The organism is Escherichia sp. XD33 (assembly GCF_019375075.1).
GTDB lineage: Bacteria > Pseudomonadota > Gammaproteobacteria > Enterobacterales > Enterobacteriaceae > Enterobacter > Enterobacter flexneri_A.
The window spans coordinates 98,928-119,012 of record NZ_JAENDM010000007.1 but is presented as its reverse complement, the minus strand read 5'-3'; the positions used below and the strand labels follow the sequence as shown (position 1 = coordinate 119,012).

The following is a 20,085-nucleotide window of genomic DNA, read 5'->3' as shown; positions in this document are numbered from 1 at the left end:
ACCAGCAAATTCATTAAAAAATTTACATAACGCTGTAGCGCCCGTCATCCGTACGCTCTGCTTTTTACTTTGAGCTACATCAAAAAAAGTTCAAACATCCTTGATGCAAAGCACTATATATAGACTTTAAAATGCGTCCCAACCCAATATGTTGTATTAATCGACTATAATTGCTACTACAGCTCCCCACGAAAAAGGTGCGGCGTTGTGGATAAGCGGATGGCGATTGCGGAAAGCACCGGAAAACGAAACGAAAAAACCGGAAAACGCCTTTCCCAATTTCTGTGGATAACCTGTTCTTAAAAATATGGAGCGATCATGACACCGCATGTGATGAAACGAGACGGCTGCAAAGTGCCGTTTAAATCAGAGCGCATCAAAGAAGCGATTCTGCGTGCAGCTAAAGCAGCGGAAGTCGATGATGCCGATTATTGCGCCACTGTTGCTGCGGTTGTCAGCGAGCAGATGCAGGGCCGCAACCAGGTGGATATCAACGAGATCCAGACCGCAGTTGAAAACCAGCTGATGTCGGGTCCATACAAACAACTGGCTCGTGCTTACATCGAGTACCGTCACGATCGCGACATTGAACGTGAAAAACGCGGTCGCCTGAACCAGGAGATCCGTGGTCTGGTCGAGCAGACCAACGCCTCGTTACTCAACGAAAACGCCAACAAAGACAGCAAGGTGATTCCAACCCAGCGCGACCTGCTGGCCGGGATCGTGGCTAAACACTATGCACGCCAGCACCTGCTGCCGCGTGACGTGGTGCAGGCACATGAGCGTGGCGATATTCACTATCACGATCTCGATTACTCGCCGTTCTTCCCGATGTTCAACTGCATGTTGATCGACCTGAAAGGCATGCTGACCCAGGGCTTTAAGATGGGGAACGCCGAGATTGAACCGCCGAAGTCGATCTCTACGGCAACCGCGGTAACTGCGCAGATTATTGCTCAGGTCGCCAGCCATATTTATGGCGGCACCACCATTAACCGTATCGATGAAGTGCTGGCACCGTTTGTCACCGCCAGCTACAACAAACATCGCAAGACCGCAGAAGAGTGGAACATCCCGGACGCCGAAGGCTACGCTAACTCTCGTACCATTAAAGAGTGCTACGATGCCTTCCAGTCGCTGGAGTACGAAGTAAACACCCTGCACACCGCCAACGGTCAGACGCCGTTTGTAACCTTTGGTTTTGGTCTGGGCACCAGCTGGGAATCGCGCCTGATTCAGGAATCTATCCTGCGTAACCGTATCGCAGGCCTCGGTAAAAACCGTAAAACTGCGGTGTTCCCGAAACTGGTGTTTGCGATTCGCGATGGTCTGAACCATAAAAAAGGCGATCCGAACTACGACATCAAACAGCTGGCGCTGGAGTGCGCAAGCAAGCGCATGTATCCGGATATCCTGAACTACGATCAGGTAGTGAAAGTCACCGGTTCGTTTAAAACCCCGATGGGCTGCCGCAGCTTCCTCGGCGTGTGGGAAAATGAAAACGGCGAGCAGATCCACGATGGTCGTAACAACCTCGGCGTGATCAGCCTGAACCTGCCGCGTATTGCTCTGGAAGCAAAAGGCGATGAAGCCACCTTCTGGAAGCTGCTGGATGAACGTCTGGTGCTGGCACGTAAGGCGCTGATGACCCGTATCGCTCGTCTCGAAGGCGTGAAAGCGCGCGTGGCCCCGATCCTCTATATGGAAGGTGCTTGTGGCGTGCGTCTCAATGCTGACGATGATGTTTCTGAAATCTTCAAAAACGGTCGTGCGTCTATTTCGCTGGGTTACATCGGCATCCACGAAACCATTAACGCGCTGTTCGGCGGCGAGCATGTTTACGACAACGAGCAGCTTCGCGCGAAAGGTATCGCCATTGTTGAACGTCTGCGTCAGGCAGTGGATAAGTGGAAAGAAGAAACGGGTTATGGTTTCAGTCTCTACAGCACGCCGAGTGAAAACCTGTGCGACCGCTTCTGCCGTCTCGATACTGCTGAGTTTGGCGTGGTGCCGGGCGTGACCGATAAAGGTTACTACACCAACAGTTTCCACCTCGATGTGGAGAAGAAGGTGAACCCGTACGACAAGATCGACTTTGAAGCGCCTTACCCGCCGCTGGCGAACGGTGGTTTCATTTGCTACGGCGAGTATCCAAACATTCAGCACAACCTGAAGGCGCTGGAAGATGTCTGGGATTACAGCTATCAGCATGTACCGTATTACGGCACCAATACACCGATTGATGAGTGCTACGAGTGTGGCTTTACCGGTGAGTTCGAGTGCACCAGCAAAGGCTTCACTTGCCCGAAATGTGGTAACCATGACGCCTCCCGTGTGTCGGTGACTCGCCGCGTGTGCGGATATTTAGGTAGCCCGGATGCACGTCCATTTAACGCCGGTAAGCAGGAAGAAGTTAAGCGCCGCGTTAAACATTTGGGGAATGGGCAGATAGGTTAATCTTCACTCTGCGCTAAGCAAATGCCGGATGCGGCGTAAACGCCTTATCCGGCCTACATTTGGCAACGGCTCCAGGCCTGATAAGAGGCGACAGCGTCGCATCAGGCGTTGATTACCGGATGCATCCTATACGCGGACTGATAAGCCAGGCGAAACAATGAATTATCATCAGTACTATCCTGTCGACATCGTCAACGGCCCCGGCACTCGCTGCACCCTGTTTGTCTCCGGGTGTGTTCATGAATGCCCCGGTTGCTATAACAAAAGCACATGGCGGGTAAATTCTGGTCAGCCATTTACCAAAGCAATGGAAGACCAGATCATTAACGATCTGAATGACACTCGTATCAAACGCCAGGGGATTTCCCTCTCCGGCGGCGATCCGCTGCATCCGCAAAACGTGCCGGATATTCTGAAACTGGTAAAACGCATCCGCGCCGAGTGTCCGGATAAAGACATCTGGGTGTGGACAGGCTATAAACTCGACGATCTCAACGCTGCGCAAATGCAGGTTGTTGATTTGATTAACGTACTGGTCGACGGCAAATTTGTGCAGGATTTAAAAGACCCTTCCCTGATCTGGCGCGGCAGCAGCAATCAGGTGGTGCATCATTTGCGATGATAAGTTCCCTGTTACCTGAGTGCAGGCAACAGGGAAATGAGGAATTAACGATACTTCTGGTGATAGGCGTTGCGGGTCGTTTTCAGTTGCTCTGCGGCAGCCTGCGCTTCTTTTACTTTACCTTCATTTGCCAGCTTCAGCGCGTCGTCAATCTGACCAACCAGAATATCGAAACCGTGACGGAAGTCTTTCATTTCCGGGCTGTCCGGTGATTTATCTTCGAGCTTCGGCGGCGTTGCTTTTTGCGCATCCAGCGCTGCGGCGCGCATCTTCGTTAACGCGTCTTTGACTTGCGCCGCGTTATCGGCTTTTTCGACCACTTTTAAAGTGTCGTTGAGGGTTTCCATATTGTCTTCAAGATCAGCGGCAAACGACGCCGAACTGAATACCAACGAGGAGACTGCAAGAATAGCTAACAGGCTTTTACGCATTGCTCACTTCCTTTTTTATTATGAAGATTTGGCGCGGCAGGTCGCGCCAGTTTTTTACTGCCCGGCGATTTTCATCTCCGGCAACAGCACAGAACCACACTGTATATTACTGCGTGTTTCAATATCGTTACCGACGGTGACAATATTGCGCCACATATCTTTTAAATTACCTGCGATGGTGATTTCGCTAACCGGATACTGAATTTCGCCGTTTTCTACCCAGAAGCCCGCCGCACCACGGGAATAATCACCGGTAATTGCACTCACGCCCTGGCCCATCAGCTCCGTCACCACCAGCCCGGTGCCCATCTCTTTGAGCATTTGTTCGAAGCTTAGCCCTTGTCCGGCAATCCGCCAGTTGTGAATACCGCCCGCATGTCCGGTGCTTTTCAGCCCCAGTTTTCGCGCCGAATAGCTGGTCAGCAGCCACTGAGTCAGGATGCCATCTTTAATAATATCGCGACGCTCGGTGCGCACACCTTCGCTGTCAAATGGCGTCGATGCCAGCCCTTTCAGCAGATGCGGATGCTCTTCAATGGTCAGCCAGTCCGGCAGAATTTGTTTACCCAGCGAATCCAGCAGGAAGGTAGATTTACGGTAAACCGCTCCACCCGCTATCGCCCCCACCAGATGCCCAAAAAGCCCGGTTGCCACTTCATTGGCAAAAATGACCGGCGCTTTCATGGTGGAGAGTTTACGCGGTGACAGGCGCGATAAAGTACGGCGAGCACAGTCGGCCCCAACCCACTCTGGCGTTTGCAGATCGCTCATCGCACGACCAATGGTGTAGGCGTAATCACGCTCCATATCGCCATTTTCTTCGGCAATTACACAGCTGGAGAGCGAATGACGCGTAGAGCAGTAACCCTGCAACATGCCGTGGCTGTTGCCAAAAACTTTGACACCGTAGTGGCTGTTAAAGCTGCCACCTTCGGTATTGGTGATACGTTTGTCCGCCTGTAATGCTGCCTGTTCTGCGCGGGCCGCCAGTTCAATGGCTTCATCCGGGGAAACTTCCGCAGGGTGGAACAAATCGAGATCCGGTGCCTCAAAGGCCAGCAGCTCTTTGTCTGCCACGCCGGCACAGGGATCTGGCGAGGTATAACGGGCAATATCCAGCGCCGCCTGTACGGTGCGGGCAATGGCCTGCGGGCTTAAATCGGTGGATGATGCGCTACCTTTGCGGTTCTGGTGATAAACAGTGATCCCCAGCGCGCCATCGCTATTGAATTCAACATTCTCCACTTCACCATAACGCGTGCTTACGCTAATGCCGGTGGTCTTGCTGACGGCAACTTCCGCACCGTCCGATTTGCCTGAGGCCAACTCCAGCGCAGTGGAAACTGCTTCTTCCAGAATCTTGCGCTGCGCTTCAACTTGAGAGATTACTTTCATTGCAAGTGCCATAATGTAGAGAGTTTCTCTGAAGTCTAACAGAGAACCGTTTTTCAGTGCGCATCTTAACTGGTAACATTAGCCTCTTTTTTTAAGGAGCCTGAGATGACTAAGCAGCCCGAAGACTGGCTCGACGACGTTCCCGGTGATGACATCGAAGACGAAGACGATGAAATTATCTGGGTCAGTAAAAGTGAAATTAAACGTGATGCCGAGGAGCTAAAACGCCTTGGCGCGGAAATTGTTGATCTGGGGAAAAACGCGCTGGATAAGATCCCGTTAGATGCGGATCTGCGCGCGGCTATTGAGCTCGCCCAGCGTATTAAGATGGAAGGTCGCCGCCGCCAGTTGCAGCTCATCGGTAAGATGCTGCGCCAGCGCGACGTAGAGCCTATTCGTCAGGCGCTGGATAAGCTGAAAAACCGTCACAACCAGCAGGTGGTGCTGTTCCATAAACTGGAAAACCTGCGCGATCGTCTGATCGATCAAGGTGATGACGCCATCGCTGAAGTATTGAATCTGTGGCCCGATGCCGATCGTCAGCAGCTGCGTACTCTGATCCGCAACGCGAAGAAAGAGAAAGAAGGGAATAAGCCGCCGAAATCCGCACGCCAGATTTTCCAGTATCTGCGCGAACTGGCGGAGAATGAAGGGTAATTTTCGTTGTTGATGTGAGTATGGTTTGCCGGATGCGGTGCACCTGTAGGCCTGATAAGACGCATCAAGCGTCGCATCAGGCACTATGCTCAAATGCCGGATGCGGCGTGAACGCCTTATCCGGCCTACGCACACTATATCAGGCTAAGGCCGAATTACTGCGCGGCTTCCGCCTTCTTCGCCAGACCATCCAGCAGTTTCTGATGGATCCCACCAAAACCGCCGTTGCTCATCACCAGAATATGGTCGCCAGGCTGAGCGGTTTTCACCACCATATCTGCCAGCGTATCCACATCGCCACTCCAGTGTGCAGGCTGAACGCAGGCTTCTGCCACTTCTGCCACCTGCCACGGAATATGCGCTGGTTGCAGCAGGAAGACTTCATCGGCACGACCTAATGAAGGTGCCAGATCGTCTTTGCAGATCCCCATTTTCATGGTATTCGAGCGCGGTTCCAGCACAGCAATAATGCGCGCCGTACCGCCAACTTTGCCACGCAGCGCCGCAAGCGTTGCCAGAATCGCCGTCGGGTGATGGGCAAAATCGTCATATACCGTGACGCCATTCGCTTCACCACGCAACTCCAGACGGCGGCGAGCGTTAATAAACGAACCCAGCGCGTTAGCGGCATCTGCCGGCGCTACACCAACATGGCGAGCCGCCGCAATCGCCATCAGGCCATTGTGCATATTATGTTCGCCTACCAGCGACCATTTCACTTCGCCCACTTTTTCGCCATCCAGCAAGACTTCCCATTCGGAAGCATCGGTGGTCAGCTTTTTCGCCTGCCAGTGACCCTGCTCACCCACCAGCTCCTGCTCGCTCCAGCAGCCCATCGCCATGGTCTGTTTCAGGTTGATGTCGTTTTCCGGCCAGATAATACGGCCCTGCCCCGGAACGATACGCACCAGATGGTGGAACTGTTTCTGGATCGCTTTCAGGTCGTCAAAGATATCGGCGTGATCGAACTCAAGGTTGTTGAGGATCAGCGTACGCGGGCAGTAATGGACAAATTTAGAGCGTTTGTCGAAGAAGGCGCAGTCATACTCATCCGCTTCGATAACAAAGAAGTCGCTTTCGCCCAGACGCGCCGAAACCTCAAAGTTCCCCGGCACACCGCCGATCACAAATCCCGGTTTGTAACCGCACTGTTCCAGAATCCAGGTCGCCATTCCCGCGGTGGTAGTTTTGCCGTGTGTACCGGCAACGGCCAGCACCCAGCGGTCGCGCAGCACAAAATCGTGCAGCCACTGCGGACCTGACATATAAGGGATGTTTTTTTCCAGTACCGCTTCCACACACGGATTTCCACGGGTCATGGCGTTGCCAATAATCACCAGATCCGGCTGCGGATCGAGCTGGCTGGCATCGTAACCCTGAATCAGTTCAATGCCTTGCTTCTCAAGTAAGGTGCTCATCGGCGGATACACATTGGCGTCCGAACCCGTTACTTCATGGCCTAACTGGCGCGCCAGCATCGCCAGACCGCCCATAAACGTGCCACAAATTCCTAAAATATGAATGCGCATACGTCACTATCCTTTTTTAATCTGCCGCTCATTTTACGCATATGTCGGGCAAGTGAGAAACGCATTTCAGGATAATCCGCAATTTGCTGGCGCGATTCACCTGAGCGCAACATTCCGATTATTTGTTAAGATTGTTACGGTCGCTTTACTCCATAAACATTGCAGGGAAAGTTTTATGAAAACGTTAGGTGAATTTATTGTCGAAAAGCAGCACGAGTTTTCTCATGCTACCGGTGAGCTCACTGCTTTGCTGTCGGCAATAAAACTGGGCGCCAAGATTATCCATCGCGATATCAACAAAGCAGGACTGGTTGATATCCTGGGTGCCAGCGGTGCTGAGAACGTGCAGGGCGAGGTTCAGCAAAAACTCGACTTGTTCGCTAATGAAAAACTGAAAGCCGCACTGAAAGCACGCGATATCGTTGCGGGCATTGCCTCTGAAGAAGAAGATGAGATTGTCGTCTTTGAAGGCTGTGAACATGCAAAATACGTGGTGCTGATGGACCCACTGGATGGCTCGTCCAACATCGATGTTAACGTCTCTGTCGGTACCATTTTCTCCATCTACCGCCGCGTTACGCCCGTCGGCACGCCGGTAACGGAAGAAGATTTCCTCCAGCCTGGTAACAAACAGGTTGCGGCAGGTTACGTGGTATACGGCTCCTCTACCATGCTGGTTTACACCACCGGATGCGGTGTTCACGCCTTTACTTACGATCCTTCGCTCGGCGTTTTCTGCCTGTGCCAGGAACGGATGCGCTTCCCGGAGAAAGGCAAAACCTACTCCATCAACGAAGGAAACTACATTAAGTTTCCGAACGGGGTGAAGAAGTACATTAAATTCTGCCAGGAAGAAGATAAATCCACCAACCGCCCGTATACCTCACGTTATATCGGTTCACTGGTCGCGGATTTCCACCGTAACCTGCTGAAAGGCGGTATTTATCTCTACCCAAGCACCGCCAGCCACCCGGACGGCAAACTGCGTTTGCTTTATGAGTGCAACCCGATGGCATTCCTGGCGGAACAAGCGGGCGGTAAAGCGAGCGATGGCAAAGAGCGTATTCTGGATATCATCCCGGAAACTCTGCACCAGCGCCGTTCGTTCTTTGTCGGCAACGACCATATGGTTGAAGATGTCGAACGCTTTATCCGTGAGTTCCCGGACGCGTAATCTCCTGCGCCTCTCCACACGGAGAGGCGTTTTTATCGCTGCGCAATGTTGACTCTTGTCACTGGCGAACTCTGACGATTCTCCCACAGCACCGTTAATCCACGCTGTAATGCTATAAAAATAAACAACAAAATACCGATGGCGATTTTCGTCCACCATGAGCTCAGCGTGCCATCAAAGTTTATGTAAGTCTGAATCAGTCCCTGAATCGCCACGCCAAAAAGCGTCCCTAATACCGTTCCAACGCCACCGCTCAGAAGCGTACCGCCAATTACCACTGAGGCGATAGCATCCAGTTCCACACCTACGCCCGCCAGCGCATATCCGGCCTGGGTATAAATCGAGAAGACAATCCCCGCCAGCGTTGCCAGTCCGGTAGAGAGCATATAAATGCGAATAGTGGTGCTGCGAGTGGAAATCCCCATCAGGTTCGCCGACGTTGCGTTGCCGCCAATGGCGTATACCTGATTACCAAAACGGGTACGATGCGCGAGGAAAATACCGATAACCACCACCGCCAACATCAGCAGTCCCATCGCACTTAAGCGACCGCCGCCAGGGATTTTCCACGCAAGGCTTGAGAGCGTGTCATAAATGGGATGGTTTATCGGAATCGACTCTTCCGAAACGAGATAGCTGACACCGCGCAAAAAGAACATCCCCGCCAGGGTAATGATAAATGCCGGGATCTTCAGGGCGTCGATCAAAAGCCCCATAAATGCGCCGAAGGCACAGCCCATCACCAGCACTAGCGGAAACGCCAGTAGCGGCGAGAGGCCGAAATCGCCAATCACTTTTGCCAGAAACACGCCAGTAAAGGCGATCACCGAACCGACGGAGAGATCGATCCCACCGGAGAGGATCACAAAGGTCATGCCAACGGCAATGATCCCAAGAAAGGCGTTATCGGTCAGGATATTGCAGATCACTCTTGTGGAAGCAAAACCGGGAAACTGGGTCAGGCAGTAAAGATAACCCAACACAAAGACGCCGATGGTGATCATCAGTGGCAAATTACGTTTTATCACGGCTACGTACTCCTTTAATCAGACTGATAAAGCGTTGCGACTGGACAATCAGCACGCAAAGAACCACCACCGCTTTTACAACCTGGTTCATCTCTGGCGGAAAGCCCGAAAGCAAAATTCCGGTGTTCATCCCCTGAATAATCAGCGCCCCCACCACCGAAAGCAGTAGGTTAAAACGTCCGCCCATCAGCGATCCGCCGCCAATAACCACCGCGAGAATGGCGTCCAGCTCCAGCCATAACCCGGCGTTATTGGCATCGGCACCGCGAATATCCGCCGCCACGATAATGCCCGCAATCGCCGCACACAGCCCGCTCAACACGTAGGTAAGCATGACGATGATCCGCGTGTTTACCCCGGCATTTTTTGCCGCCCGAATGTTGATACCAACGGCTTCGATAAACATCCCCAGCGCCGTTTTGCGGGTCAACAGCCAGAACAGGATAAGCGTCAGCACCGCGATAATGACAGGCGTTGGCAGGAACAACAGCGATCCACTGCCAAACCATGAGAGATCCGGCGAGTTAAACGTGACGATCTGTCCGGAGGTGATCAGTTGCGCCACGCCGCGCCCGGCGACCATCAGGATCAGGGTGGCAACAAACGGCTGAATTTTGAGGATCGCTACCAGTATGCCGTTCCACAATCCCGCCAGGATGCCAGTGCCCAGGGCGCTTAACAAAACAATCGGCAGGCTGAATCCCGCGACCGTCATCGCAGCCGTTGTGGCTCCGGCGATAGCCATCACCGCCCCCACGGAGAGATCAATCCCACCTGTTGCGATCACCAGCGTCATTCCGATAGCCAACAGCGCAACGGGGGCCGCACGGTTAAGAATGTCTATGGGGCTACCGAATAAACGCCCATCCTGGAGCACCACCTGCCAGAAATGCGGGGCCACCAGGCTATCGACCAGCAGCACCAGCAACAGTGCCGCCAGCTGCGGCATTCCCGTTGGCCAGCGAAAGCGCCTTTTCGGCGGCGTAGTGTCCGGGAGAGATTGAGGCATCACACTGTTCTCCTTACGCCGCAATGGCGTTCATGATCGCCGGAACGGAAAGCTCTGCCAGCGGGATCTCCGCCACCTGTTTGCGATCGCGCATGATGATCACCCGGTCGGCATAGCCCACCAGTTCTTCCAGTTCGGAGGAGATCACCAGCAGCGCCAGACCATCGGCGCATAGCGTTTCAATCAGGCGGATGATCTCGGCGTGGGCACCAACATCAATGCCGCGAGTTGGCTCATCAAGGATCAGAAATTGCGGTCGGGTCAGTAGCCAACGTGAAAGCAACACTTTTTGCTGATTGCCGCCAGAGAGAAATTCAATCGGTTGTTCAGTTGAAGGTGTGCGAATGCCAAGCTGGCGGATAAAGCGTTCGGCAATCTCTTGCTGTTCTTTGCGGGAAATGGGACGTAGCCAGCTGCGCTGGGCCTGGAGAGCGAGGATGATATTTTCCCGCACCGAGGCGGCAGCGATGATGCCATCGGTTTTCCTGTCTTCCGGGCAGAAGCCAATGCCCAGTACCGAAGCCTGATGTGGCGATCGCAGGTTTTGCGGTTTGCCTTTGATCAACGCCGTGCCGCTGTCAGCAGGTTTGATACCGAAGATCACTTCGGCGGTTTCGGTACGTCCTGATCCCAGCAATCCAGCCAGACCGACGATCTCGCCGGGGCGTACTTCGAGATCAAACGGTGCGATCGTTCCTTTTTTGCCGTAATTTTTGAACGCGGCAACGGGTTTGTCGCTCAACAATGTTCGCCCGGCACGCTGTAGCGCGTGGGTATCCAGCTCGCGCCCCAGCATCATTTTTACCAGTTCGATCTGCGGTAGCTCGCACGTTTCCCGACAGCCTACGAAACTGCCGTTGCGTAAGACGGTGATCCGATCGCTGACCTGATAGACCTGATCGAGAAAGTGAGTGACAAAAATCAGGCTGACGCCGCGATCGCGCAACTGACGCATCAGGTCAAACAGTAACTCCACTTCCTGGGTGTCGAGACTGGCGGTGGGTTCATCGAGGATCAGCACTTTGGCAGAGAGATCGATAGCCCGGCAAATAGCGACGATTTGCTGCATCGCGACTGAAAAGCGGTTGAGCGGTTCGCGCACGTCGAGGGAGAAACCGTAAGATGCCATCAGTTCGGTGGCGCGCTTTTCCATCTCTTTGCGGCGTAGAAGGCCGAAGCGTTTGGGTTCGCGGCCTATAAATAGATTATCAGCGACCGACATATTGGGTAGCAGGTTTACTTCCTGATAGACGGTGCCGATACCGAGTTGTTGTGCATGGGCGGTATTTTTCGGTGAGATAGCCTGGCCTTCCAGCCAGATGGTGCCGCGATCGGCGTGGTATACACCAGTTAATGCTTTGATTAGCGTTGATTTTCCTGCCCCGTTTTCACCGAGCAGCGCCATGATTTCGCCGCGGCGCAGGCTGAAATCAACGTTGTCTAACGCTTTGACGCCGGGGAAAAATTTACTTAATCCTTCGGTGCGGAGGATCTCCTGGTGTTGGTTAGTCGTCATGGTTTCCCCCGGTGTAAAGCGTGCTCCCAGTAGGCATGATAAGACGCGGTAAGCGTCGCATCAGGCTTCAGCGCACCACCGCCGGATGCGGCGCGAGCGCCTTATCCGGCCTACGAATCGGCATCAGGCATAGCAACCCTCAATACCCCATATTTTTCTTCTTCTCTAACTCTTCTTTTGCGGTATCAGGCAGATAAAGGGTGGATTTGGTCAGCGTCAGCTTTTCAGGCATGGTGCCGTCTTTTTTGTATTTCTCCAGCGCGTCGAAGGCGGGACCTGCCATATTCGGCGTCAGTTCAACACTGGCGTTCGCTTCGCCATCAATCATCGCTTTGTAGATATCCGGTACGCCGTCGATAGAACCTGTCAGAATATCTTTGCCTGGTTTCAGGCCCGCTTCTTTAATTGCCTGAATTGCACCAATCACCATGTCGTCGTTATGGGCGTAAACCATGCAGATGTTTTTGCCGTTGTTTTCCGCTTTGATAAAGCTCTCCATGACTTCTTTGCCTTTACTGCGGGTGAAGTCACCTGACTGCGAGCGGATAATTTTGATATTTGGCGCATTCTTAATGGCTTCGGCAAAGCCTTTCTTACGGTCAATGGCGACGCTGGCCCCAACAGTGCCCTGCAGCTCCACCACGTTGCATGGTTTGCCATTCACTTCTTTTACCAGCCAGTCACCAATCAACTTGCCTTCGAGAATGTTGTCGGCAGTGACGGTGGTCATATAGAGAGATTTGTCTTTCACATCAATAGAACGATCGAGCAAGAAGACCGGGATTTCGGCATCTTTCGCCTCTTTTAATACCGGTTCCCAACCAGTCGCAACCACCGGAGCGATAAAGATCGCATCCACCCCTTGCGCGACGAAGGAACGTACCGCTTTAATCTGGTTTTCCTGCTTTTGCTGACCATCGGCAATTTTCAGCGTAATTCCGCGTTTTTCGGCCTCACTTTTCGCCACATTGGTTTCTGCGGCGCGCCAGCCAGATTCCGATCCGACCTGCGAAAATCCTACGGTTAATGGAGCGGCCAACGCCATAGACGACATGGCTGCCGAGACTGCAGAGACTACAAGTAAGCGTTTCCACATAGGGTTGTCCTCGTCGGGGTAATTATTATTGGTGAAAAGATGTTCGCGAAAAAACTATAGACAATTCGTTATGTAACGGATTGCGTTACATCACACTTCAAAGAAGTAAATAAAACGTTAATCACAAGTTTGTAATCGCTTTCATCTCACTATGAAAAATGCGGCTACGGTTATGGATTTTCCTGCTCTGTATACCGTCTTAAAATTGGCGAAAAAGGAAAATGAAGACGAAAACAAGCGAAGACATTCGGCGCGAGTTGGCTATAATACTCGGCACTTGTTTGCCACATATTTTTAAAGGAAACAGACATGAGCTTACTCAACGTCCCTGCGGGTAAAGATCTGCCGGAAGACATCTACGTTGTTATTGAGATCCCGGCTAACGCAGATCCGATCAAATACGAAATCGACAAAGAGAGCGGCGCACTGTTCGTTGACCGCTTCATGTCCACCGCGATGTTCTATCCGTGCAACTACGGTTACATCAACCACACCCTGTCTCTGGACGGTGACCCGGTTGACGTACTGGTCCCGACTCCGTACCCGCTGCAGCCGGGTTCTGTGATCCGTTGCCGTCCGGTTGGCGTTCTGAAAATGACCGACGAAGCCGGTGAAGATGCGAAACTGATTGCTGTTCCGCACACCAAGCTGAGCAAAGAATACGATCACATTAAAGACGTTAACGATCTGCCAGAGCTGCTGAAAGCGCAGATCGCTCACTTCTTCGAGCACTACAAAGACCTCGAAAAAGGCAAGTGGGTGAAAGTTGAAGGTTGGGAAAACGCAGAAGCCGCTAAAGCTGAAATCGTTGCTTCCTTCGAGCGCGCAAAGAATAAATAAGTTCTTCTAGCGCAATAACCCTGAACGCCGGGCTTCGGTTAGTAAGGGTTTTTTTATGCCCGCGATAAATAAACTCTCTATTCCACCATCATTATTCTCAGCGGTTGCAAGGCTTGAACGGTAAGAACAAGCAAACCCGACCACCATTTTGCTGTTCATAGCCACTTGCTGGAAGTTAGCCGACCTCACTCATACTCACCGTTCAAAGCGTGCCCCCGTTTTACCCCTGCACATTTGTGAACGCCAGCAGAGTTTTTTATGCGATTGCAGATATGGAAAGCGGCTCGGAGAGAAAAGCAAAAGATGGAAAAGTTACAAAAAAAAATCGCGAGATACATCGCATAAAACAACGCCACCCGAAGGTGGCGTGCTTTTATTATTACTTATCCCTGTCTAACCAGTCGCCGCTTTCAATTAGCTTTAATCCATCGACGGGTCGTTGATAAACGTACATCCATGCACTCCCGTACGGCGTCTGAATCAACTGGCGCGCGTATTCACCGCCCCTGGTGCGCAAGGCATCAAGTTCGGCCAGCGTGGCGTTGTCAATACGATAAACTTCACCGTGTACTGTTCCGTTCCCCGGAACTGCGCCTGGATAGTGGCCCAGGCTATACAACTGGTAGTTATCGATACTGAAATCGCCCAGTAACTGGGCATTGGTCATCCAGTGACTGTTGCCTTGTTTGTGGCGTAAACTGCCGTAGACAAATATTCGCATTGCTAAAACTCGAACTGATAGAGCAAATCCAGTGCCTGGTCTACACCAGACACGGCTTCCAGATATAGCTTAGGCATCAGGCGATAACGTAACGTGAGTGTTGCTATAGAGTCAAATATACCCACGCCGTATTTCACTTGCAGACCTGGCAATACATAGCCGCTGACCACTACCTGGGAGGAGTCGCCTACTCCCTGGGTGTCGAGCGCTAAATTGCTTACGCCAAACGTCTCGCCGATTTTACCCACAATCTGGCCACTTTGCGCAACCCCCAGACCAATCAGCATCGAGGTCATTGCCGCACTGTCGCTCTGATCGCTCTCCAGCCCTTGTCCACGTAGCAAATAAGACAATGCAGCTTGTTGCGACATCGCCGGGTCAGAGAAGATCTCCGCTTTCGGTTCGTCCGCCAGACCAGTGACGCGAACTCCGGCGATTACGTCGTCTTCTGTAGCATCCGGGTTACGAATAGCTTCAATATTAAGATACGGTTGATCCGGCGGACCAGAGAACAGTAACTCACCTTTACGCACAATCAGATCCTGACCATAGGCATGGAAGCGCCCTTCAGGGATGTTGATCTGCCCGTTCAGGCCCAGCCCTTGTTTGTCCTGAACGACGTTAAGATCGCCCGTCAGCCGCGCTTTCAGGCCAAAGGCGTCAATGCGCACATTGTTGCCAACGTGGACAATCAGGTTACTGTTAATCGGAATCGACGCCGTTTTCGGCTCTTCCGGTTGCAGGTTATCGTTAAGCATCACCACATCGCTGGAGACGCCTACTGCGCTTTCCGGCAGATCGTGCACCACGATGCGCGCCCACGGGACATCCACGCGACCATCGAGGGTAAACAGGTTTGGTGTAGCCTCGAAGACAACATCTGGCGATACATCCATTCGTACCATCGGCGGCACGGTGATCCGCACTTTACTGCCTTTCGCCGTTACCCGCGCCCGCCAGTTTTCAATTTGGCTCCAGTCGGCATCACCGTTCAGGTAGATTTCACCCTGCTGGGTCCGTACTGTACCGGCAAGCGTCGAGCGCATACCATTAAAGTTGACCGCAAGCTGGCTCGGTTGCATATCAAACGGCATAAAGTTGCCGTCGATATCCACACCCGTAACCTGAAGCTGACCAAACAACTGCGGGCTTTGCACATCACCACCCAGACGCAAGTTGGCACTCACCATCCCCGCTGCTTTTTCCCCACGGGTAAAGATGGGGTTTATCATCGCAAGGTTGAAGTTACGGATATTGACGTTGCCACCAAGATTACGGCGGCCTTGCGGATCGGTCACCTGCACCTGTCCATCAAACTGGCCGTTATTGGTCAGGCGGATGGTCCAGCCCAATTCGGCACGGTTGTTACGCAATTCCGCCGTCAGATTCAGTGTCTGAAACGCCACGGGCAGCGCCGCATCGTTGACGGTTTGCGTTACCTGCACGTTACGCCCCGAAAGGGTGATACTGCCCTGCGGCAGCCCCTCTTTGGTGGTGTCCCAGGCAACGTCCGCTTTACCCGTGAAGATACCGCTGGCCTGAGTGGTTTCTGGCATAAATGGTTTCAGCATGGCCAGGTCGAAGCGGTTGAGATTCACCACCGCACGCCCTTCGGCACCCGCATCGATAGTTTGCGGCACGCACAGTTCCGCATTCGGGTTAAGCCAGCAGTGTGGCCCGATGCTGATTTTTTGCTCCTTATTGCGGTAATCCAGCGCAATATCGCGGGTCAGCGACCACGGGCCGACCGGCGTCTGGAAGCGGGTATTGCTAAGAGTTCCCTTCCAGCGTTCTTCTTTGCGATCAAAACTTCCTGCCAGATTAAGCTGCCCGGAGACAGGCTCGCCCTGAATCCGCAACTGTAACTCGTGCTGTTTTTCGCTGCCTTTGGCATTCAGGGTGACGAGGTTGATATTTACATCCGGCTGCGAAATTTGCTCAACGCGTACGTCGAGTTTCCCGGCGATCTGATCGGTGGATTTAATGTCGCCTTCCACGCGAACCTGCGCCACGGAAAGTTCCTGCCAGCGCAGGCCGCGCGCGGTGATATCTGCCAGTAGTTGTGGCGCTTCCACCGTGCCGCGTACTTTCACCAGCCCTTTCGCTGTACCGCCAAGCCCCGGCAGCGCGTTATCCAGCCCCGGCGCGTTGATGGTGGCATCAAGATTGAGATCTTTTACCCCCAGCTCGCCTTTCACTTCGGCACTGTTTGGCCCCAGTTCCAGATGAAGCCCTGGGATCATCCACTGCATATAACTGTTGCCTTTCAGCGTGCCGTCAACGTTCACTTTGTTCTGTTTGACGTTACCGGTCAGCTTCAGTTCTGGCACCTCCATCTGCCAGGTGCCGCCGTACAGGCTACCGCGGGTTTTAATCAAGCCATTGAGTTTCGACGGCCACTCTGGGATCTCTTTGGCGGTGTTAATGCCGTTAAGCGTTAGCTCACCGCGCCAACTAATGGCCTGCTGCCAGTCGAGCAACGCCTTGAGTTCAGTTTTCCCTTCCAGCGCCGCGACGGTGAGTTTGTCGAGATTGACCTGCTGTTCATTACCTTTGGCATCAAGGGTAATGGTGGCTGGCGGGATCTCCAGTCCCTTCACTGCCGTACGCATAGAGAGCGTGTAATCGGTCATTTTGCCGGTAAGTTTCAGTTTCAGATCATCCGCCTGATACTGCTTCTCACCAGTGAACGGCCAGTAAATCTGTTTGCTGTTCACTTCCACGTTGAGCGGCAATCCGGCTTCCGCCAGTCGCGTCTGGGCGCGTAAATCCATATCCACCGGACCGGAAAGATTAACGCCAATCTCCAGCTGTTCGCGCAGCGCGCCGCCCACTTTCAGCTTCACCTTTTCACCTTTCAACGGCTCCACGTTCAGTGTACTATTGAGAGTGATGTCCACCGGCCAGTTGTCTGACAGCTGCGCCGTGCCGCTGGCGTTGACGATCCCTTGACTGGAATCGATATCCAGGGCGTCCAGTTTAGTATTGCCGTCAATGCTGCTCACTTTCAGCAGCATGGTGCTCACGGTGATGTCCGTGTCGCCCGTCACGCGCAACTGCTCGCCCTTAAACTCTTCAATGTTCAGGTTAAGCGGCAAATGCACGTCGGTCATTTCCGGCAATACCGGGCGAGAAAAGAGATCTTTCAGCGTTTCGCCGAGCGGCTTTTCCTCCGGCTGCGGATTTTCAATTTTCGGTTCGACCACTTCTTCCTGCGCCACTTCCGCCACTTTCGGCAGAGCAATCAGCAGGCCTTTCAGCGACGTCGGTTTCAGGGTCAGGGTTTTCTCCTGCCAGTTCAGGCCGGAGGTGAAGTCCATCACCGATACCGTGGTGTCATCAATCTTGATGTTGACGTTGTCCAGTGCCACCCGTGTTAGGGTGATGGGATACGGCGTGGAGAGATCCAGCGGACCGCTATCTTCCTCTTCTTCAACCTGTTCAGAAGGGGGCATTTTTTTGCTGTCGATATTGACCTGGATGTCTTTCAGCGCCAGATCATTAATACAAACACTGCTGTTCCACAGGCACTCAAGCCCGACCGCCAGATGCAGATTGCCTGCTTTTACCGCCACGCCTGGCTGCTCATAACGAACGTCAGACAAGGTGAGATCGCGCCAGCCGCCGGTGACCTTGCCAACATCCAGTCCTGGCACCCAGCGATCCGCCGCTTTAAATACCAGATGCAGGCCGCTGGTGGTGCCCACCAGAAACGCCACCGATCCCAGCAACAGTAAGATAACGATAACCACGCCGAGGCTGATTTTTTTCCATAAACTCATAATTCTGGCCCCAGACCGATGTAAAACTGTAACCCGTGTTCGTCTTTATCCGCGACCGGTACGGCAAAATCGAGTTTGATTGGCCCGACCGGCGATTCCCAGCGTACGCCGACCCCGGTACCGGTTTTAAAGTCGCTGCGGCGAATATCGCTTACCGCTTCGCCACTATCGACAAACACCGCGCCCCACCATTTTCCGGTCACGTTGTACTGGTACTCCAGCGATCCGGTTATCAACTTCGAGGCCCCTTTCAGGTCACCGTTGGCGTATTTCGGAGCGATAGATTTGTATTTGTAGCCACGAATACTGCGGTCGCCCCCGGCGAAAAAACGCAGATCCGGCGGTACTTTGTCGAAATCACCGGTTTCAATCCAGCCCAGCGTGCCGCGTGTCACAAAACGATGGCGATCGTACAGTGTGCGGATCCAGACGTTTTGTGCCTGGAAAACGGAGAAATCGACATCTGAGCCCCAGGCAGTGTTGGAGTAGTCGATAGAGTAGCGTTGCGAGTCGCCCCAGGTTGGCATCAGGCCACCACGAGAACGCGTGCGGCTAATCATCACCCCAGGATAAAACAGCATCGTGGTGTTGGTAATTTCACCCTGGGTAAAGTGGTCGAGACTCCAGCGCAGGTTAATGGCACGCTGCCAGCCGCTGGAGAGATCCCAGTAGCGAGAAGCCACCAGCGTAGTGGAGTCAGATTCGGTATCGTTCAGGTCAGTGCGCTTAAAACCGCCCTGCACCAAATAATATTGTTCCAGTGGATTCTTCAGCAGCGGCATTTTATAGCTGAAGTCGAGGATCTGTTCCGGCGCGGAAATACTGGTACTGGTGGTCAGACTGTGACCGTATGAGTTCATCCACGGTTTTTTCCACGTCGCTTTCACGCGCGGTCCCACGTCCGTAGAGTAACCGACCCCGGTTTCGATGGTGTTTTCTGTTCGCGGCGAAACCACGCCCGTCAATGGTAATACTTTCGTTTCGCGCGCTTTATCAAATTGTGGAGCCACCACCACCGAGTTAAACCAGCCGGTAGCAGAAAGTCGGCGGTTCAGTTCCGCCAGATCTTTCGATTCGTACTCATCGCCCTCTTTAAACGGCACCAGATTTTGCAGGTATTCATCGCGGATTTGTGATCCTTCAAAGGTCACATGCCCAAAGCGGTAACGTTCGCCACTGTTATAATCAATATCCCAGAAGGCTTTATGCAGGCCGAGCGCAATGCCCAGCTGCGCTTTGGTAAATTCGCTATCGAAATAACCTTTACGCAACGCAATGCTGGTTAAGGACTTTTTGAAATTTTCATAATCGCCCTGGTTCAGCACCGTGCCAATAGCCGGGCGAGTATCGAGCAATTTCAAATAGTCTTTATCGGTCCGCGCGCCGCCGCGCAATACCACATCGGTGCCGCCAATTAACACCGGCACGCCTGGCGTGACTTTGGCGATCAATACCTGCCGCCCTTTCTTTGGCGGTGGACGGAGATCAAATTCAATGGTCGGCTGGTAATAACCCAGCGCTTTCAGACCTTCGCGGATGGCATCATCGACGCGTGCGCGAAAGCGACGGTCTGGCGTCACTTCATCACTTTCAATCGTAGAAAGCTGCGCACGAACGTTCTTTTCCAGCTGTCCCGATAACCCCTCGACCTGTAGACGGACGTTCGCGGCGACGGCAGATCCGCTTAAGCAGAGTAAGCTTACACAGCATAACTGTCGGATATAGCGCACATTTTCTCCTGAATATCCTTTTTTCCTGCCCCTGGAACGCCGTTAAACGGCTTAACAAAAATCCAGTAATATGGATTAAAAAGCAGACTAAACCCCAA

Annotated in this window: 15 protein-coding genes; 5 read left to right on the top strand and 10 right to left on the bottom strand. The window is 53.0% G+C overall.

Going from position 1 to position 20,085, the window contains the following annotated elements; genetic code table 11:
- Positions 1-318: 318 nt before the first annotated feature.
- Both nrdD and nrdG read left to right on the top strand, forming a co-directional pair.
- Positions 319-2,457 carry an anaerobic ribonucleoside-triphosphate reductase gene (gene nrdD / locus K0778_RS06805; RefSeq protein ID WP_000187776.1) on the top strand — a complete coding sequence of 713 codons (2,139 nt, stop codon included), beginning with the start codon at positions 319-321 and terminating at the stop codon, positions 2,455-2,457.
- 157 nt (positions 2,458-2,614) lie between these two features.
- A complete protein-coding gene (gene nrdG, locus K0778_RS06800; RefSeq protein WP_001106226.1) occupies positions 2,615-3,079 on the top strand; it encodes an anaerobic ribonucleoside-triphosphate reductase-activating protein in 465 nt (154 codons plus the stop codon).
- A gap of 44 nt (positions 3,080-3,123) precedes the next feature.
- On the opposite strand, the gene cybC is transcribed toward nrdG, so the two are convergent.
- Together cybC and pmbA are read right to left on the bottom strand one after the other, a co-directional pair.
- The gene (gene cybC, locus K0778_RS06795) at positions 3,124-3,510 is read right to left on the bottom strand and encodes a cytochrome b562 (protein ID WP_001232255.1); all 387 of its coding nucleotides are present in this window, start codon (positions 3,508-3,510) and stop codon (positions 3,124-3,126) included.
- A 54-nt stretch (positions 3,511-3,564) separates the two neighbouring features.
- Positions 3,565-4,917, bottom strand: a complete 1,353-nt coding sequence (gene pmbA, locus K0778_RS06790) for a metalloprotease PmbA (RefSeq protein ID WP_001162184.1) — start codon at positions 4,915-4,917, stop codon at positions 3,565-3,567.
- 93 nt (positions 4,918-5,010) lie between these two features.
- Between pmbA and yjgA the strand changes: the two genes are divergently transcribed.
- Complete coding sequence (yjgA, locus tag K0778_RS06785) at positions 5,011-5,562, top strand: ribosome biogenesis factor YjgA (protein ID WP_000166270.1); 552 nt, start codon at positions 5,011-5,013, stop codon at positions 5,560-5,562.
- Positions 5,563-5,717: 155 nt separating this feature from the next.
- Here the strand turns inward: yjgA and mpl are convergent, their stop codons facing one another.
- Entirely contained in the window at positions 5,718-7,091 is a 1,374-nt protein-coding gene (gene mpl / locus K0778_RS06780; RefSeq protein ID WP_001219792.1) for a UDP-N-acetylmuramate:L-alanyl-gamma-D-glutamyl-meso-diaminopimelate ligase, read from the bottom strand.
- A 175-nt stretch (positions 7,092-7,266) separates the two neighbouring features.
- On the opposite strand from mpl, the gene fbp reads away from it, so the two are divergent.
- Positions 7,267-8,265, top strand: coding sequence for a class 1 fructose-bisphosphatase (gene fbp, locus K0778_RS06775; protein ID WP_000853753.1), 999 nt, complete (start codon positions 7,267-7,269; stop codon positions 8,263-8,265).
- 32 nt (positions 8,266-8,297) lie between these two features.
- Here fbp and yjfF read toward each other — a convergent pair whose 3' ends face one another.
- The 4 genes from yjfF to ytfQ form a co-directional block, all read right to left on the bottom strand.
- A complete protein-coding gene (gene yjfF / locus K0778_RS06770; protein WP_000596015.1) occupies positions 8,298-9,293 on the bottom strand; it encodes a galactofuranose ABC transporter, permease protein YjfF in 996 nt (331 codons plus the stop codon).
- Entirely contained in the window at positions 9,280-10,302 is a 1,023-nt protein-coding gene (gene ytfT / locus K0778_RS06765; protein ID WP_001297255.1) for a galactofuranose ABC transporter, ATP-binding protein YtfT, read from the bottom strand. Before ytfT ends, yjfF begins: the two co-directional genes overlap by 14 nt.
- A 13-nt stretch (positions 10,303-10,315) precedes the next feature.
- Entirely contained in the window at positions 10,316-11,818 is a 1,503-nt protein-coding gene (gene ytfR, locus K0778_RS06760; protein ID WP_063084806.1) for a galactofuranose ABC transporter, ATP-binding protein YtfR, read from the bottom strand.
- A 139-nt stretch (positions 11,819-11,957) separates the two neighbouring features.
- Positions 11,958-12,914: a galactofuranose ABC transporter substrate-binding protein YtfQ gene (gene ytfQ, locus K0778_RS06755; protein WP_000265933.1), complete on the bottom strand. Its 957-nt coding sequence runs from the start codon at positions 12,912-12,914 to the stop codon at positions 11,958-11,960.
- Between the two features lie 309 nt (positions 12,915-13,223).
- Here ytfQ and ppa point away from each other — a divergent pair, with 309 nt between their 5' ends.
- Entirely contained in the window at positions 13,224-13,754 is a 531-nt protein-coding gene (gene ppa, locus K0778_RS06750) for an inorganic diphosphatase (protein ID WP_000055072.1), read from the top strand.
- Between the two features lie 379 nt (positions 13,755-14,133).
- Here the strand turns inward: ppa and K0778_RS06745 are convergent, their stop codons facing one another.
- From K0778_RS06745 to tamA, 3 genes are read right to left on the bottom strand one after another with little or no spacing between them, the layout of a single operon-like run.
- Positions 14,134-14,475 (bottom strand): gamma-glutamylcyclotransferase, encoded by a 342-nt coding sequence (locus K0778_RS06745; RefSeq protein ID WP_001219160.1) that lies wholly within the window; start codon positions 14,473-14,475, stop codon positions 14,134-14,136.
- A 2-nt stretch (positions 14,476-14,477) separates the two neighbouring features.
- Positions 14,478-18,257: an autotransporter assembly complex protein TamB gene (tamB, locus tag K0778_RS06740; protein ID WP_000060978.1), complete on the bottom strand. Its 3,780-nt coding sequence runs from the start codon at positions 18,255-18,257 to the stop codon at positions 14,478-14,480.
- Positions 18,254-19,987 (bottom strand): autotransporter assembly complex protein TamA, encoded by a 1,734-nt coding sequence (tamA, locus tag K0778_RS06735; protein WP_001269316.1) that lies wholly within the window; start codon positions 19,985-19,987, stop codon positions 18,254-18,256. The genes tamB and tamA overlap by 4 nt, the downstream gene beginning before the upstream one ends.
- Positions 19,988-20,085 lie beyond the last annotated feature (98 nt).

What these genes read in the sequence shown, in the direction of transcription:
- pmbA (WP_001162184.1), bottom strand. Translation starts at nt 4,917, where the DNA reads ATGGCACTTGCAATGAAAGTAATCTCTCAAGTTGAAGCGCAGCGCAAG.
- ytfT (WP_001297255.1), bottom strand. Translation starts at nt 10,302, where the DNA reads ATGCCTCAATCTCTCCCGGACACTACGCCGCCGAAAAGGCGCTTTCGC.
- cybC (WP_001232255.1), bottom strand. Translation starts at nt 3,510, where the DNA reads ATGCGTAAAAGCCTGTTAGCTATTCTTGCAGTCTCCTCGTTGGTATTC.
- ppa (WP_000055072.1), top strand. Translation starts at nt 13,224, where the DNA reads ATGAGCTTACTCAACGTCCCTGCGGGTAAAGATCTGCCGGAAGACATC.
- yjgA (WP_000166270.1), top strand. Translation starts at nt 5,011, where the DNA reads ATGACTAAGCAGCCCGAAGACTGGCTCGACGACGTTCCCGGTGATGAC.
- K0778_RS06745 (WP_001219160.1), bottom strand. Translation starts at nt 14,475, where the DNA reads ATGCGAATATTTGTCTACGGCAGTTTACGCCACAAACAAGGCAACAGT.
- ytfQ (WP_000265933.1), bottom strand. Translation starts at nt 12,914, where the DNA reads ATGTGGAAACGCTTACTTGTAGTCTCTGCAGTCTCGGCAGCCATGTCG.
- tamB (WP_000060978.1), bottom strand. Translation starts at nt 18,257, where the DNA reads ATGAGTTTATGGAAAAAAATCAGCCTCGGCGTGGTTATCGTTATCTTA.
- mpl (WP_001219792.1), bottom strand. Translation starts at nt 7,091, where the DNA reads ATGCGCATTCATATTTTAGGAATTTGTGGCACGTTTATGGGCGGTCTG.
- fbp (WP_000853753.1), top strand. Translation starts at nt 7,267, where the DNA reads ATGAAAACGTTAGGTGAATTTATTGTCGAAAAGCAGCACGAGTTTTCT.
- ytfR (WP_063084806.1), bottom strand. Translation starts at nt 11,818, where the DNA reads ATGACGACTAACCAACACCAGGAGATCCTCCGCACCGAAGGATTAAGT.
- nrdD (WP_000187776.1), top strand. Translation starts at nt 319, where the DNA reads ATGACACCGCATGTGATGAAACGAGACGGCTGCAAAGTGCCGTTTAAA.
- nrdG (WP_001106226.1), top strand. Translation starts at nt 2,615, where the DNA reads ATGAATTATCATCAGTACTATCCTGTCGACATCGTCAACGGCCCCGGC.